The sequence below is a fragment of the Paraburkholderia kirstenboschensis genome, assembly GCF_032806925.1.
GTDB lineage: Bacteria > Pseudomonadota > Gammaproteobacteria > Burkholderiales > Burkholderiaceae > Paraburkholderia > Paraburkholderia kirstenboschensis.
The window spans coordinates 1288795-1304621 of record NZ_CP136511.1; the positions used below are offsets into that span (position 1 = coordinate 1288795).

Consider the following 15827-nt stretch of genomic DNA (forward strand, 5'->3'; position numbering starts at 1 on the left):
CTTCAGCGTTCGTAGAGTTTGAAGAGCGCTTGTGTGCCGTTACGCGTAAAGCCTTGCTCGGCGAGCTTCTGATAAAGACTGCGCACCAGATCGAGACCCGGCAACTCACGTCCCATCTGAGCGGCTTCCTCATGCGCAATCCGCATGTCCTTGATGAAATGCTCGATAAAGAAGCCCGGCGCGAAATCGCCTTTCGCGATGCGCGGCCCCAGGTTGTTCAACTGGAAGCCGCCAGCCGCGCCGCCGCCGATCGCGCTCAATACGGTCTGCGGGTCCAGTCCGGCGCTGTGCGCATAGGCGAGCCCTTCACACACGCCCAGCATCGTCGATGCGATCACGATCTGATTGCACAGCTTCGTGTGCTGACCCGCGCCCGGTCCGCCTTGCAACACGATGTTCGTGCCGAGGCAGCGTAGCATCGGCTCGACGCGCGCGAGCACGTCGGCCGCGCCGCCCACCATGATGGACAGCCGTCCCTCGCGCGCGCCGACATCGCCGCCCGAAACCGGCGCGTCCAGCATGTGCACGCCGCGAGCCGCAGCGTGCGCGGCGAGCTCTTCTGCCAGTTGGGGGCTCGAGGTCGTCATGTCGATCAACACGGCATCGCGCCGCGCGTTCACGATCAGACCGTCGTCGCCGAGGTACAGTGCGCGCACGTCGTCCGGCATGCCGACGATCGTGATGACCACGTCGGATGCTTCAGCGAGCGTCTTTGGCGTGGCGTGCCAGGATGCGCCCGCTTCGATAAGCGGCTCAGCCTTCGCACGTGTACGGTTATAGACGTGCAACGGGTAGCCGGCTGCGGCGAGCCGCGCCGCCATCGAGGCGCCCATGATGCCGAGGCCGATAAAGCCGACAGCAGGTTTGCTTGCAGACTGATTCATGTTTGTTTGATCCGGTCAGAGTTTGTCGCGCAGCAGGTCGCGCAACAGCATGGGAGTCAAAGGGTGACGGTCCGCCACCACACCGAATGGCGCTAGCGCGTCGTTCACGGCGTTGGTCAAGGCGCCGAGCGCGCCCATCACGCCGCCTTCGGCCATCCCTTTGATGCCCGCCGCCGTCGCGCGGCTAGGCGTGTGCAACGGGATGGTCTCGAAATTGGGTAATTCGGTCGAAGTGGCGATCAGGTAGTCGGCAAGCGAGCCGGTCAGGTTCTGTCCCGTTTCGTCGTAGCGCGTATGCTCGAACAACGCGCCGGACAGGCCCATCGCCACTGCGCCATGTTGCTGCCCTGTCACCAAGGTCGGATTGAGCAGCGTGCCGCAGTCTTCGGCGATCACGTAGCGCGCAAAATGGATCGCACCGGTGGCCACGTCCAGCTCGATCTCGCACCCATGCGTCGAATTCGAGTAGGTCATCGGCGGCGGATCGTAGGTCAGGTGAAACTCGAGGCCAGGCGTCAGGCCCTGCGGCAGCGAAGTAGGATCCATATAGGCACGCCGAGCCACGTCGGCGAGCGTTAAACCCGTCTCGACCCACGCGTCGCCGGTACTGCGCTCGACGCGCGCCTCGACAAGGCGCAGCGAGGCGCTATCGGGCAGTTCGAGACAACCAGCGGCAATTGCGAGCACCTTGCGGCGCGCATCGAGTGCGCACAAATAAAGCGCGCCGCCGCCCGCCGTGCCGCTCCGGGCGCCGCGGCTGCCCATCCCGTACGGCGCGATATCGGTGTGGCCCAGATGAATGTGCACGCTCGACGGATCCACACCCAGGCCTTCGGCCACCGCATTGGCCATTGCGCTTTCATAGCCCTGCCCGCTGGGGCCGAGACCCACCGACGCGTTCACGACACCACTCGGCTCGATCCGAATCCAGCTGGCCTCGTGTCCCGAGCCCGGAATGCCGGCCGATTTATAAAAGCGCGAACCATACGTCGTCGGCTCGACGACGTTGCACAAACCAAGCCCAAGATAGCGTCCGGCTGCCCGCGCCGCCTGCTGGCGCACGCGAAACGCGTCGTAATCGAAGGCCGCCAGCACCGCCTCAAAGGTCTGCGACGGCGTAATGTCGGCCAGCAATTCGCCGGTGGCCGTGCGGTACGGCAATTCCTCCGGCGTCAGCAGGTTGCGGCGGCGCACTTCGACCGTATCCAGCTTCAACTCGCGCGCAATCGCTTCCATCGTGCCTTCCATGACCCAACTGGCGATGGACATCGGCGCGCGCATGGGTGCATTGCCACATTTGTGACTGAGCACGACCTTCACGTCGAACGCGTAGTGCTGCAGCCGGTACGGTCCACTCAACACCATCGCGACGACGCGCGCGAGATAGTTCGCCGGAAAGAAGCAATACGCGCCGAAGTCTTCCCGGATCTCCAGATCGAGCGCGAGCAGCGTGCCGTGCTCATCCACCGCGGCGCGCGTGCGGCAGAAGTCTTCACGGGAATTGGCCGATGCGGTCAGATTCTCGAGACGGTCTTCGCGCCAGCGCACCGGCCGCTTCAGATGACGCGCGAGTGCAGCAACGGTCAGCTCTTCGCGGTACAAGGCGATTTTCTGACCGAACGAACCGCCGACGTCAGGCGAAATCACCGTCACCTGCGACTCGCTGAGTCCGAGCCGTTGCGCGAGCTGAGTGCGCAAAGGATGCGGCACCTGGGTTCCGATGTGGAACGTCAGGTGGTCGCGTCCGGCGTCCCAGACTGCTGCGCAACCGCGCGTTTCGATGGGCACATGGGTCTGCCGCTGCTGCTGAAAGGTCGCCTCGACTACGCGGTAAGCGTGCTGGCTCACGCTCTGCGGGTCGCCGTTCGAGTATGTCTGGTGCGACACCAGGTTGCCGGGCACCCCGGGGTCGACTTGCGCCGCATCGGCTTCAAGCGCCTGCCACATGTCGGTCACCACACGCAACGGCTCGAACTCGACCATTATCTGCTCCGCCGCGTCTTCCGCGAGATACCGGTCGGTCGCAACCACACACGCGACAAGGTCGCCTTGAAAGCGCACGATGTCGGTCGGCATCGTCGCGAACTCGACCGGCAACAAGCCCTCGACCGGCGCAGCGACACGCATCGGCGTGGTCCACTGCGCCAGCTCCCGACCGGTGACGACGGTCACGACACCAGGCATGCCGGCAGCCGCCGCGGTATCCACTGAAACGATCCGCGCATGTGCATGCGGCGAGCGCACGAAGCTCACGTGCAGGGCGCCCGCGATTTCGATATCGTCGAGATACCGACCATAGCCCGTCAGCAGACGATAGTCTTCAGTGCGCGGCACAGGCTTGTTGAGATAGCGAAACGTCGGCTCAGACATCGGCGCTCTCCCCTCGCATCCGCGCTGCCGCGCGCAGGGTCGCCCGCACGATATTCTGGTAGCCAGTGCAGCGGCACAGGTTCCCGGAAAGCGCCTCGCGCACCTCGGCCTCAGAGGGGCTTGGGTGCTCGCGCAGATAAGCCTCGAAGGTCATCACGATGCCCGGCGTGCAAAAGCCGCACTGCAGGCCATGACACTCATGCATCGCCTGCTGCAGCGGAGAGAGGCGGCCATTCTGCGCGACAGCTTCGATCGTGGTGATCTGCACTTCATCCATTTGAACGGCGTACGCAAGGCACGAGCGCGCGGGACGGCCGTCGATCAACACAGTGCATGCGCCACATACACCATGCTCGCAGCCAACGTGCGTGCCGGTCAGACGGCAGTCTTCACGAAGCACATCGGAAAGGAGCTTGCGAGGCTCGCAATGCACTTCGTGACGGGTGCCGTTCACATTGAGATAAATTGTTTTCTTTTCCATGACTCAATTGGAGGTCGTGCTGGCCGACTGCGTTGCGCGTTGCAACGCTCGCGCCGTGAGCGCCTTGACGAGATCGCGCCGGTAAGCGGCGCTGATATCCGGTTGGTCGTACGGATCGATAGCGCCAGCCACCGCGTCGGCGATTGCAGCAAGTGTCCGCGCATCGACACGAGCGCCCACGAAGCCCGCTGCGAGTTTGCCCAGCACAAGCGGGGCGTCCGCCACGCCGCCGAGGCCAATGCGCAGGCTGGAGAATCTGTTGCCGTCAAGCATGGCGGTGAGTGCGCAAGCCGCAATCGCGAAGTCTCCGTGCCGCCTGCTAAAGACTTCAAATGCGTGCCGCTCGCCCGGGCGTGCAACCGGAAAATGCACGGCTCGAATGATTTCGTCAGCGGCAAGATCGGTCGTCATCACCGCAATCAGGAACTCCGTGGCTGGCATCTCGCGGCTGCCGTCCGGTCCGGCAATCTCGATGCTCGCACCCAGCGTGCTTGCAATGAGCGGCATTTGCGCAGCAGGATCCGCATGCGCCAGGCTGCCCCCAAGCGTGCCGCGCTGGCGAATCGCATAGTGCCCAATGGTCGCGGCCGCTTCCGCGAGCAGCGGGCAAGCGGCGCGCACCGTGCCGTTGGTGGCCACCTCGTGATGGCGCGTCATCGCGCCAATGGATAACGACTCCCCCGCAAGCGTCACGCCGCTGAGTCGCGGCAATGCGTTGAGGTCGATCAGATGGGCCGGCTGCGCAAAGCGCATGTTCATCATCGGCGCGAGGCTTTGCCCTCCCGCGATGACTTTGGCGTCGAAGCCGTGCAGCGCGAGCAGCGACAGAGCGTCTTCAAGCGTGTGAGGCCGGTGATACGAAAATACCGCGGGTTTCATGTGGTCTGCGCCTTCAGGTTCACGCCACTCGCTTCATCGAAAAGGTGCAGGCGGCAGCGGTCGATCGGCGGGGTCACGCGTTCACCGACCTTGCAGGAACGCTCCTTGCCGGAACGGAAAAACATCGTCTGCCCCAGACATCGCCGGCCGATAAACTGACCGGAACCGACCGGCAGCAACGAGGCGATGTCGCCTGTCAGCGAACAATCGTTCGAGTCGCCATGCTCGTTGGTGTCCTCGGCAGGAATCCCAGCTGACACTGCACGGCCACTGCATGCTGCGAATGAAATTCGATTTGAACCCATGACCTTTCGCTTTATCCCTTTGCCGCGCCGACAGTCAGCCCAGACACGATGTAACGCTCGAACACCACGGCGACAATCACAGACGGCACGATCGCGACCACGCCGGCTGCGTTGAGGAACGAAAATCGACGTGAATCCGACGTGAACGACGCGACGATGATCGAGACGGTCTGCGACGCGGCGGTCTGCTACACATCGAGGCGAACAGGAATTCGTTCCGGCTGGTCAGGACCGTAAACATGATGACGGCGACCAGCGATGGCACTGCGAGCGGCAAAAACACCTTTAGCAAAACCTGAATCCGCGAGTAGCCGTCGACCCGAGCCGCCTTGTCGAGCTCGTCAGGTAGGGATTCGAAATAACCGGGCCACATGAAAACGCTGAACGGCACCATGATCGCCACATAAGTGACGATCAACGCCCCGACTCTGTCGAGCAGGCCCAACTGGCGCACGAACAGAAAGAACGGCACGACGAGTGCGATATCGGGAATCACGCAGGTAGCCAGCCGTCGGACACCCACAGCACGTCGATCGGCGCCTGGCCGGCGAACTTCATCACCACCGCCTCGCGGTACTGCGCGAACGGGAGGTTGTTGTGGTTGGCGTTCAGCCCCGACTCCTCCTGACTATCGACGACGTTACTCATGGCTCGCTCCGACCGTTTGCGCGGCGCTGTTCACACGTGGTAGACGCTGATACGGCCACCTCTTGAGACGCGAAGATATCGCCAAAAACTTAACTCGTCAACCGACGATATCGATTTTTGATGAAAAAATCTGCCTGCAGATACTCGCATACCCGCTGAGCACATATTCACCGCTTTACTGGGCTTTTCGCTATTTACCCGGATGAATTTAGCAGTTCAACGGCAGTGTTTTCGAATCGTCGAACGACGAGTTACCGACAAATTCTGACACCCGCCGAGCTGTGCGAGGGCAATGTGACGGGAACTCCGCGGAGATCGAGCACGCACGGAAGGCCGCCGAGGGTGGGCGCACGTGAGTCGCGTACCCGACGGAGGCGGTCAGAAAGTGATGGGCGCTGGCCCGATGAATCCGTTGAACCGCTTGTGGCTAAATGGTCGAGTGCACCCTGAGACGGCCAGTGCGCCAACGATGCTTTACTGCTGAGCCTGGGTCTACATACGTCAACTCCAGTGCGTCTCAGGCGCGTGTGCTGGCCTTGATCAGCTCGCTGGCCAGAATCACTGCATCGCTGTTAAGTGGGATGAACCCTCCGCGGATTCGGGGACGGTAGACCCGCTCGCCCTTGCTGATGTGCTCGCCAGACAAGGCGCAACGCCCCGCCCCGGGGGCGAGGCATGGCGCCCAGATTTGCTCCTCGTAGTTGCAAAGCGTCGCGTCGTGCCAGCGCAATGCGAAGAGCGAATTGGACAGTTCCTCCACGACCGTCACAGTGTAGGTGCGCATGTCACCACCGTCCGACTGACGTGAGTTGAGCGGCTCGCCAAGCGGGAGCGAGCGGACAGGTCCGGAGGATTCCGCATCGGGACTGGCGGAGAAAAAAGAGGAACGATGACTGTGGGCGTCGTCGTCCACGGGTCTCGAACCTCGGGCGCTGACATATGTCGGTCCGACCGCCTCGATCATGGATGATGGGATGGGGACAACGCAGGGAAAGCAGGCGCATAACAGGATTCACTTTCTGACCGATGTCAGAATTCGTATTGGCTTCAAGGTGCGATATCTTTTGGCTTTCTTAGCGAATAGTGAAGCAGGAGTCGAGCAACCGTAGAGGTCGAACAACTCCTGACTTGCGGCTACTGGATACATATGACGGAGAAGTCGACCGTGCGGCGATAAATGGTCCTGCCAAGCCACGGCACGAACGTGTACTCGTTATATGCGTTGCTTCCAATATGGATCCAGCTACGTAGAACATGTGACACGATGATTCCTTCGGTGACATTAAGTAGGGAACCGGTCGGGCCGCCATCCGAAAGTGCCATGTGGTCGTCGGGCCGAACCGCGCGCTTTGCGCTGCAATAACAGCGAGCGTGTCGCGATAAGAGAAGGGTAGGTTTAGCCGGAGGGCGAGTCTACTCTACGGTTGGATATGCCGATGCCGCATTAGCGTACCCGGCTTATACGGACGTATAAGCGCGGCAAGGAGAATTCACTGAGTTTGCCCCGTAAAGCGAATCTCCTGTTGACCGGGAAACGCGGGCAACCGGAGCGGCCATTTGGAAATTAACGCAGACACAGTCTTGATAACCGCTCAGCGCCAGGGGTCGGACGTTTGCTCACCGCCGCCAGGCAGTGTGACTTCGCCAGCGCCGACGCTTCCGGAGGATCGGCGCTCGGCTTGTGAGGTGGCTTATAATATTTGCAACGACCAGCGATCACGGCGTCGGGCTCGCCGCTTGTCAGCGCGGCACCGTAACCCGCGCGAATAGTCTGCAGGAGCGCTCGCGTACGACGAGGCTCAGCGATGACGGCCGTCGGGCAGACAGGGCTTGATACCAAGCGATTCGGCCTTGCGGACAAGGTCCGGCATCGAGCGCGCATTCATTTTTCGCATCACCTGCCCACGGTGGACCTTGACCGTGATCTCGCTGAGGTTCATCTCAGAGGCGATCTGCTTGTTCAGCAGACCGGACAAGACAAAGCCCATCACCTCTTTCTCGCGCGACGAAAGAGACCGGTACGAAGCGCGCAGACCAGTTAACGCTGCTTCTGCCGCGAGCCGCTCGCTGTCTAGCGCCAAGGCCTGAGCAACTGCGTCGAGCATGTCCTGATCTTTAAAGGGCTTCGCCAGGAAATCGAGCGCGCCAGCCTTCATTGCCTTCACCCCCATCTCGATGTCTCCATGACCGGTCATGAATACGACGGGAATATGCATGCCGCAATTAACGATTTCCTGGTGAAAAGCCATGCCGCTTTTTCCGCGGAGTCGCACGTCCAGGACGAGGCAACTCGGTCCCGCGGAGCGAGGAAACCGGAGAAATTCGTCCGGGGACTCGAACGTCTCGACGCGCAAGCCTACGGAGCGCATAAGCAAGTCAAGGGATCGCCGGATTCCCTCGTCGTCATCGACAACGTAGATGACGGAACCGTCAGTTGCTTCTGGTTCATCCGTCATTTGGCGGGTCGGTCTAGTAGTCATCTGGACACCTCGCGAAGCCGGAATCCGGCTGCACCCTGCTGGGATGCACCCATTTTACGCCGCCCCTATTGCGCGCGTCACTGGATCCCTGACAGCTTGCAGCAGGATTCGTTGCCAGGCGCAAATTCACCGAACTCAACCAGATTCCGTCGATCGCTTTCTGATTGACTGTCCCCTGATGGCGTCTTGTCTTGCCCTTATCAACTGCCAGTGCTCCTGCACCTCATCGGCAACCGAGTAAACTATTTGTAAATAGTTGCGGGTCACCACGTGATCACCCCGGACGAGGCCGACATTAATGCGGACCTGAGCCCAATTCCACAGCGGCTGCAACGTGCAGGTGTCGGGCCAGGTCGCCGGCAGAAAAGGGGGGACGATGATTATCGCTAATTGCCAGACCATTGATCGGATCTACACGACTGCGGGCTCCGCCCTCTACCGTGCCCGCCGCTTGAAGGATGGGATGCGGGTGCTTCTGAAACTCCTTCCTGAACACGCCGGCATGGCCGAATCCGCGCGCTTCAAACGCGAATGCCTGCTCCTTCAAACGTTGAAAATCGCTGGCGTTGCCAAACCGCTGACCCTGATCGATGACAGCGGACGCCAGGTGCTGGTTCTTGAAGACTTCTCAGGCGAATCGCTCGAGACCGTTTTGTGCCACGGCCCGCGCCTGGACCTGCCTCGCTGCCTCGCTATCGCGCATCATCTGGCCGATGCATTTGCGGGCATCATTACCGCCCACGTCATCCATCGAGATCTGCGGCCGGCCAACATTCTGGTCGCGCCAGAAACGGGCAATGTTCTGCTGGTGGATTTCAGCCTCGCGACGACCCAGGAACACACCGTCTCGCCAGAGGACGTTGTCGTATCCGTCGGCGAGTGGGCGTACATGTCGCCCGAGCAAACCGGCCGTATGAATCGGCCACTAGATTACCGGACCGATTGCTATTCGATGGGTGTGCTGCTCTATCGGATGCTCACCGGTCGACTGCCGTTCGAGGCGAGCGATCCGCTGGAATGGACACATTGCCATATCGCCCGCATGCCACCGCCGCCGTGCGACATCGCGCCCGCGGTGCCGCAACCGGTGTCGGACATCGTGATGAAACTGCTCGCCAAACTACCGGAGGATCGCTATCAAAGCATGCGTGGACTGCAATCCGATCTTGACCGGTGTCTGGCGCAATGGCGCGCCTCCGGCCGGATGGAGCCGTTCCGGCTCGGCACGGACGATCTATCGGATCGCTTCCAGATTCCACACAGACTGTACGGGCGCGATGAGGAATCACATACGCTCCTCGGTGTATTCGAACTCATGACGTCCACCGGCCGGGCGGCGCTTGCGACCGTATCCGGGTGCTCGGGCATCGGCAAGTCGGCCCTAGTCGACGCCTTGCGCAAGCCGATTGTCGCAAAACGCGGCTACTTCATTTCAGGCAAGTTCGATCAGTACCAGCGAGACATTCCGTATGCCACCCTTACTCAAGCGTTTGGCGAGTTGGTGCAGCAACTGCTGGCCGAAAGTGCTGCACGCCTCGCTGGCTGGCGGCAACAACTGCAGGCTGCGGTCGGGGTCAATGGCCAGCTCATTCTCGATGTGTTGCCGAAAGTCGAGTTGATCATCGGCACGCAAGCCCCGGTACCAGCGCTGCCGCCAACGGAGGCTCAAAACCGGTTCCGCCTGGTCTTCCGGCAGTTCGTGACAGTGTTCACGAGCAAGGCACACCCGCTAGTCCTCTTCCTGGACGACCTGCACTGGATCGACGCCGCCAGCCTGGCGCTCGTCGAGCACTTGCTCACCCGCCCAGATACCCTTTATCTGCTGCTGATCGGCGCCTATCGCGACAACGAAGTGAGCGGAGCCCATCCGCTTATGAAGAGCCTCGGTGCAATCCATCACAGCGGCACGCCCGTGGTCGATATCCAGCTCGCGCCAATGTCCGCCGCGCATCTGAACCAGTTGGTGGCCGACACGCTGCATGCGCCACCCGCGTCCTGCGAGCCGCTCACCCACCTCGTTTGCGAACGCACCGAGAGCAACCCGTTTTTCTTTATTCAGTTTCTTGGTGCGCTATACAAGGAGGGGTTGCTACGGCGTGATGCACAGATGCAGGCATGGCGTTGGGACCTCGAACAGATCAAAGCGAAAGACTTTGCCGACAACGTTGTCGACCTGATGTTGGGCAAGTTACGGCAACTGCCGATCCCGGCACAGGAAGCGCTGCAACTGGCCGCTTGCCTCGGCAACAAGTTCGACCTGCGGATGCTCGCGCTGGTCAGCGGCCAAGCTGAGGTTGAGCAACACCTTGCGCCTGCGGTGCGCGAAAATTTGATCTTGCGCACACGAGGCAGCGGTAAGTTCCTGCACGACCGGATCCAGCAAGCTGCTTATTCACTGATTCCCGAAGGACGCCGCAGTGGAGTACATCTGCACATTGGGCGCGTGCTCCTGTCGAGCATGACGGCCGATGAGCTCGCCGAGCATCTGTTCGATGTGGCGAACCAGTTCAACCGGGGCGCCGCACTGATCACGGCACAGGAGGAGCGCGAGCGTGTGGCTGAACTTAATCTCACCACTGGCATGCGTGCCAAGGCAGCGACGGCTTACGCATCGGCACTGGCCTACTTCACCGCCGGCCATGCACTGGTGGCAGAGGATGGTACGAACCCGCACGATGCGCTCACTTTCTCACTCGGCTTTCAGCGTGCCGAATGCGAATTCCTCAACGGCTACCTGACGACGGCGGAACAGCGACTGTCGATGCTTTCAGACTGCGCCGCGAACCTCATCGATAAGGCCGCCGTCGCGTGCCTGCGCATGGCACTTTATATGAACGCGGGACAGGCCGAACGTGCAGTTGAAGTGAGCCTCGAATATCTTCGTGCCGTTGGCGTCACGTGGTCGGCGCACCCGCGCAAGGAGGAGGTGCAACAGGAGTACGAGCGATTGTGGCAACGAATGGGCAACCGCTCCATCGAGCAGCTTCTCGATTTGCCTTCGATGACCGATCCCGTCTGCCGTGCCACCCTCGAAGTGCTAACAGCCGTCCAGCCGCCCGCCCATGCCACCGACATGAATATGTATTGTCTTGTCGCCGGCCGCATGGCGAATTTGAGCTTGGAGCATGGAAACAGCGACGGATCGGGATTCGCCTATGTCATGCTCGGCATGACCCTGGGGCCGCAATTCGGTGATTACCGGGCTGGGTTCCGGTTCGGCAAGCTCGGCGTCGATCTCGTCGAGAAGTACGGGATGGATCGCTTCAAAGCCCGGGTGTACGCGGGCTTTGGCGCCTTCATCGTTCCCTGGACGACCCACATACGTTCGGGTCGTGCCTTACTGCGGATCGCCTTTGACACGGCCAACCAAACCGGCGACCTCACGTTTTCGGGCTATTGCGGCAACAACCTGATCACCAATCTTCTAGGTGCCGGAGATCCGCTCGGCGATGTGCAGCGAGAAGCCGAAAGCGGCCTCGAGCTCGCACACAAAATGCAGTTCGCATTCGTCGCAGACGTCATGACCGCGCAACTCGGGCTGATCAAAGCACTCCGCGGCCTGACTCCCGATTTTGGCTCCTTCAACGATGCTGCGTTCGACGAAGACCAGTTCGAGCAGCATTTGGGCGCACATCCGGGGCTGGCACTCGTCACTTGCTGGTATTGGATTCGCAAGTTGCAAGCGCGTTTCCACGCAGGTGACTACGCTTGCGCCATCGCGGCGGCGTCGAATGCTGAGCGGTTGCTGTGGACGACGCCATTCTGCTTCGAGGTCGCGGAATATCACTACTACGACGCACTGGCGCGCGCAGCGCACTGCGATTCGGTACCGGCTGACGAAAGAGCCGGGCATCTGGAGGCACTGTCCATTCACCATAAGCAGCTCGAGTCGTGGCGGAACAATTGCCCCGAGAATTTCGCGGACCGAACCGCGCTGATAGCTGCGGAGATTGCCCGACTCGAGCGGCGCGACTCGGACGCCATGCGGCTGTACGAACAGGCGATTCGATCGGCACGCGAGCACGACTTCGTCCAGAACGAGGCGATCGCCTATGAGCGCGCATCGGCGTTCTACCGGACGCGTGGATTCGAGACAATTGCCGACACATATATGCGAAAGGCGCGTGACTGTTTTGCGCGTTGGGGCGCCGACGGCAAGGTCAGCCAGATCGACGCGCGTGCGCCGCAGCTGCGCGAAGATTCGGCTTCCTCGGCCGCCACCGCGTTCGGCAACGTTGCGCAACTGGATCTGCTGTCGGTCATGAAAGCGTCGCAAGCCATCTCTGGCCAGATCGTGCTGGAGGATCTCGTCGACACGCTGATGCACATCCTGCTTGAAAATGCCGGAGCGCAGACTTGCCATTTGCTGCTCGCACGCAACGAGAGCCTGGTCCTCGCTGCCGAAGCAAGCGTCGAGCAGCAGACGATCCAGGTACGGGGGCATCTGGGCCGGGCGCTGCCCGCACGGGCGTTGCCGGAATCGTCCATAGGGGAATCATTGCTGCCCGCATCCATCACCAACTACGTGCGCCGCTGCCAGGAGCGGGTATTGCTGACGGACGCGATGCAATCGAATCCATTTGCAGCAGATGACTACTTCGCCCGCCGGCGGCCGAAGTCGGTGTTGTGCCTACCGATCATGCGGCGCTCTGCGTTGATCGGTCTGCTGTATCTGGAGAACAACCTGGCCACGCATGCTTTCACGCCTGAACGCGTGACCGTGCTGGAACTGCTGGCCTCCCAGGCTGCGATCTCGCTGGAGAACGCACTGCTCTATGCCGATCTGCAGCGGGAGAACAGCGAGCGCAAGCTGGCAGAGGAAGAGTTACGTGTGCGCGAAGCACGCATCCGGCGGCTGGTCGAGTCGAACATCATCGGAGTGTTCTTCTGGAACGTGGCCGGTATCGCCACCGAAGCGAACGACGCGTTTCTTCGGATCGTCGGCTATTCGCGACAAGATCTGCTGTCCGGCCAAGTCCAATGGGCCACCATGACGCCTCCGGAATATCGCGCCGCCGACGCGCGGGCGCTTGAAGAACTACGGCAGCGCGGGAGTTCCCAGCCCTATGAGAAGGAATATCTCCGCAAGGACGGCGGTCGCATTCCGGTTCTGGTGGGTGGCGCGCTAATGGAGGGCTCTGAGGAAAACGGCGTAGCGTTCGTGCTCGACCTGACCGAACAGAAGGAGGCCGAGGCGGAACTCGCAGCGCGGCGGACCGCGGCGAATCGAGCGGATGAGCAGTTGCAAGCGTTGCAGGTGGAACTGGCTCATGCAACTCGCGTAACAACGCTTGGTGAACTGAGTGCATCCATTGCCCATGAAGTAGGCCAACCGCTCGGTGCGATCGTGACCAGTGGCGAAGCCTGCCTGCGATGGCTCGGCCACAGCAAGCCGCAGCCGGAAGAGGTGCGGGCCTGTGTGCAGCATATTATCGGCGAAGGTAGGCGCGCGAGCGAAATTGTCCGGCGTATCCGCACGCTCACCAGGAAGGCTACCCCGCGGAAGACACAGCTCCAACTCAACGATGTGATCGATGACGTTGTATCCCTGGTTCAGCGCGAACTCTTGAATCATCGGGTTTCGTTGCGCCTCGAGCTTGCCCCCGACCTCCCTCCGCTGCTCGGCGATCGGGTCCAGCTTCAGCAAGTGCTCATTAACCTGGTCATCAACGGGATCCAGGCAATGGCTGACATCGGCAACGACCCGCGTGAACTCCTGATCGAGTCGCATCGGGATAATGATGGGCACGTGGTCGTCGCTGTACAGGACTCTGGCCCGGGCATAGATCCGGAAAACGCAAGTCGGCTGTTCGACGCTTTCTTCACCACGAAGGCCGACGGAATGGGCATGGGATTGTCGATCTGCCGTTCGATCATCGAAGCCCACGGAGGACAAGTGTGGGCATCCAACAATGCCGGGCACGGAGCCATATTCCAGCTTAGCCTGCCTTGGATTGGCAGCGGCGCGTCATAAAGGGGCAAGCCGGTGCGGAAAACGGGGCGACAAATCGGGGCGGCAATCGGTAAATTTGAGAGCACGACCGAGACGCATCCAGATCGACGCTACGCTCCCGAATATTTTATACACTCGTATCATTTCCGTGCGGTGGTTTCCGAGCTACGATTGATTTGAGTCGCGTGCCGCACGATTCTGTGGGCACGTTCCGCTTCTAGTGTGTGGAGGCCCGCCGCTCGTGTCTTCTCAAATCATTTCCATCGTCGATGACGACGAGGGTGCCCGGGTGGCGACCGCAAGTCTGGTCCGTTCGCTAGGGTGGCAGACACGAGTGTTTGCATCCGCGGAAGAATTCCTGGAGTCAGGGTTGATCGACGAAACGTCGTGCCTGATTTCGGATATACGAATGCCGGGCTTGTCCGGAATCGAAATGCACGACCGCCTGCTAGCCCTCGGGTACGCTATTCCGATCATTTTTATCACGGGATTCCCGACTGCTGCCCTTGAGGCCAAAATCCAGGCCAGAGGTGCCCCCCCTTTCCTCGAGAAGCCCGTTGATGCCACCACTGTGGAGCGACTGCTCAATCTCACGCTGGGTTGACCATAGCGCGCTGCCAGTTCGTCAGAAGACTGCCGTCACGCCGGGCCGCGCAATCCTCGCCGCCACAGCTTCAGTTCCCCTCGTCGTCAGAACGACTCCTGCCCGCATGGCTTCACGCCGGCGGACATTGCCCTTTGAAAAAGAACTGCAGTGCGAAGAACACATTTCATCACCTCCAGCAATTGCGCGCGTTATACGCGGGTATGAGATTCCTATCTACATGCACCAGCTTTCGAATCGTTCGTAGAATGGTTTCGTGTGCCTCGGACCTGTACATTGTTTTCAAGGCCAATGTGCAAGTGCGATGCGCCTGACATGGTCAGTCCTGTTCATCACCAGTTCGTTCGATCAGTACGCGAACCTATATCCGGTTTCTTGACGATTGATGCTCACCATCCGTCTCGCGGCTTGGGCCGTGGACCTTCTGCGCAATCGTGGCCCATGTTGTCAGCCGGTGGTGGCCGCCGCAATTGCGGCTTATCTGAAGGGAGGAGAAGACGATGATCACCATCGTGCTTATCTACATGTCCGGCTTCCTTGCCGTCGTGGCGACAGTGCTTGTCGCGATGATCAAATCCGTAGCGCATCCAAATCGTTGAAACGAGGAAATGTCGTATCTATCCGCTGCCGTTTTCCGCTTCTGCGTGATTTGATAACGCACATTTTCGATGTTGTGGAGGTTGTCGTGGTCAACCAATCCAATCAGATAGCACTGCCTTTTTCGTTCGAACTCGACCTGTTCGCATGGACAAACGCGGTGTGCGAAAAAGCTGTCGGAGAAGGATTCATTCGCATGCCTTGGGAACCTGACGATGCGTTCATCCAGCGACTGCAGGCTTATTTCCACACTGGCCTGTCGCCTGCCGAAGCTGTGAGCGCGTGCTTCTGTCCGAACCACTAGTGCGAAACTGGCCCGAGTTCACCAGCAGGTTTCAGGTTGCAGTCATTCTGTCCGATCACGACGACCGGGAAAATCCGGTGGAACACCGTTACCAAAATCATCCAGCGCGAAGCGCATGCGATAGGTGCGCATGGATTCAAAAAACAATCTCACGCCGTTGACATTGGCGGATTCGCCGAAAGGGCCTCGGCATATATCGCGGAGCTCGCTAACACGCGCTCGCGCTGGATCCTGACCTGTTCCTTATCTTCCACGTCGCTCGGATGTGGCGCGCTTTCGACGCACATCGATACACAGTTCACCTTATCCTAAGCGGAACACC

12 protein-coding genes are annotated in these 15827 nt (G+C 60.6%); 3 read left to right on the plus strand and 9 right to left on the minus strand.

Features of this window, described 5'->3' with window-relative positions; genetic code table 11:
* Positions 1-2: 2 nt before the first annotated feature.
* From RW095_RS06365 to RW095_RS06405, 9 genes are all read right to left on the minus strand, one after another.
* Positions 3-884: an NAD(P)-dependent oxidoreductase gene (locus RW095_RS06365; protein ID WP_317015194.1), complete on the minus strand. Its 882-nt coding sequence runs from the start codon at positions 882-884 to the stop codon at positions 3-5.
* A 15-nt stretch (positions 885-899) separates the two neighbouring features.
* Complete coding sequence (locus tag RW095_RS06370; RefSeq protein ID WP_317015196.1) at positions 900-3254, minus strand: xanthine dehydrogenase family protein molybdopterin-binding subunit; 2355 nt, start codon at positions 3252-3254, stop codon at positions 900-902.
* Positions 3247-3735: a (2Fe-2S)-binding protein gene (locus tag RW095_RS06375; RefSeq protein ID WP_317015197.1), complete on the minus strand. Its 489-nt coding sequence runs from the start codon at positions 3733-3735 to the stop codon at positions 3247-3249. The genes RW095_RS06370 and RW095_RS06375 overlap by 8 nt, the downstream gene beginning before the upstream one ends.
* Positions 3736-3738: 3 nt before the next feature.
* Complete coding sequence (locus tag RW095_RS06380) at positions 3739-4614, minus strand: FAD binding domain-containing protein (protein ID WP_317015199.1); 876 nt, start codon at positions 4612-4614, stop codon at positions 3739-3741.
* Positions 4611-4874, minus strand: coding sequence for a hypothetical protein (locus RW095_RS06385; protein WP_317015200.1), 264 nt, complete (start codon positions 4872-4874; stop codon positions 4611-4613). Before RW095_RS06385 ends, RW095_RS06380 begins: the two co-directional genes overlap by 4 nt.
* A 121-nt stretch (positions 4875-4995) precedes the next feature.
* Positions 4996-5415: an ABC transporter permease subunit gene (locus RW095_RS06390; RefSeq protein ID WP_317015202.1), complete on the minus strand. Its 420-nt coding sequence runs from the start codon at positions 5413-5415 to the stop codon at positions 4996-4998.
* The gene (locus tag RW095_RS06395) at positions 5412-5567 is read right to left on the minus strand and encodes a hypothetical protein (RefSeq protein ID WP_317015203.1); all 156 of its coding nucleotides are present in this window, start codon (positions 5565-5567) and stop codon (positions 5412-5414) included. Before RW095_RS06395 ends, RW095_RS06390 begins: the two co-directional genes overlap by 4 nt.
* 517 nt (positions 5568-6084) lie before the next feature.
* The gene (locus tag RW095_RS06400; RefSeq protein ID WP_317015205.1) at positions 6085-6480 is read right to left on the minus strand and encodes a DUF3331 domain-containing protein; all 396 of its coding nucleotides are present in this window, start codon (positions 6478-6480) and stop codon (positions 6085-6087) included.
* A gap of 886 nt (positions 6481-7366) precedes the next feature.
* Positions 7367-8023 (minus strand): response regulator transcription factor, encoded by a 657-nt coding sequence (locus RW095_RS06405; RefSeq protein WP_317015206.1) that lies wholly within the window; start codon positions 8021-8023, stop codon positions 7367-7369.
* A 400-nt stretch (positions 8024-8423) separates the two neighbouring features.
* Between RW095_RS06405 and RW095_RS06410 the strand changes: the two genes are divergently transcribed.
* The 3 genes from RW095_RS06410 (at position 8424) to RW095_RS06420 (ending at position 15505) form a co-directional block, all read left to right on the plus strand.
* The gene (locus RW095_RS06410) at positions 8424-14021 is read left to right on the plus strand and encodes a trifunctional serine/threonine-protein kinase/ATP-binding protein/sensor histidine kinase (RefSeq protein ID WP_317015208.1); all 5598 of its coding nucleotides are present in this window, start codon (positions 8424-8426) and stop codon (positions 14019-14021) included.
* 220 nt (positions 14022-14241) lie between these two features.
* Complete coding sequence (locus tag RW095_RS06415) at positions 14242-14604, plus strand: response regulator transcription factor (protein WP_317015209.1); 363 nt, start codon at positions 14242-14244, stop codon at positions 14602-14604.
* 385 nt (positions 14605-14989) lie between these two features.
* Positions 14990-15505, plus strand: coding sequence for a hypothetical protein (locus RW095_RS06420; protein ID WP_317015211.1), 516 nt, complete (start codon positions 14990-14992; stop codon positions 15503-15505).
* The last annotated feature ends 322 nt before the right edge of the window (positions 15506-15827 follow it).

What these genes read in the sequence shown, in the direction of transcription:
- RW095_RS06365 (WP_317015194.1), bottom strand. Translation starts at nt 884, where the DNA reads ATGAATCAGTCTGCAAGCAAACCTGCTGTCGGCTTTATCGGCCTCGGC.
- RW095_RS06410 (WP_317015208.1), top strand. Translation starts at nt 8,424, where the DNA reads ATGATTATCGCTAATTGCCAGACCATTGATCGGATCTACACGACTGCG.
- RW095_RS06370 (WP_317015196.1), bottom strand. Translation starts at nt 3,254, where the DNA reads ATGTCTGAGCCGACGTTTCGCTATCTCAACAAGCCTGTGCCGCGCACT.
- RW095_RS06380 (WP_317015199.1), bottom strand. Translation starts at nt 4,614, where the DNA reads ATGAAACCCGCGGTATTTTCGTATCACCGGCCTCACACGCTTGAAGAC.
- RW095_RS06375 (WP_317015197.1), bottom strand. Translation starts at nt 3,735, where the DNA reads ATGGAAAAGAAAACAATTTATCTCAATGTGAACGGCACCCGTCACGAA.
- RW095_RS06420 (WP_317015211.1), top strand. Translation starts at nt 14,990, where the DNA reads ATGCTCACCATCCGTCTCGCGGCTTGGGCCGTGGACCTTCTGCGCAAT.
- RW095_RS06395 (WP_317015203.1), bottom strand. Translation starts at nt 5,567, where the DNA reads ATGAGTAACGTCGTCGATAGTCAGGAGGAGTCGGGGCTGAACGCCAAC.
- RW095_RS06405 (WP_317015206.1), bottom strand. Translation starts at nt 8,023, where the DNA reads ATGACGGATGAACCAGAAGCAACTGACGGTTCCGTCATCTACGTTGTC.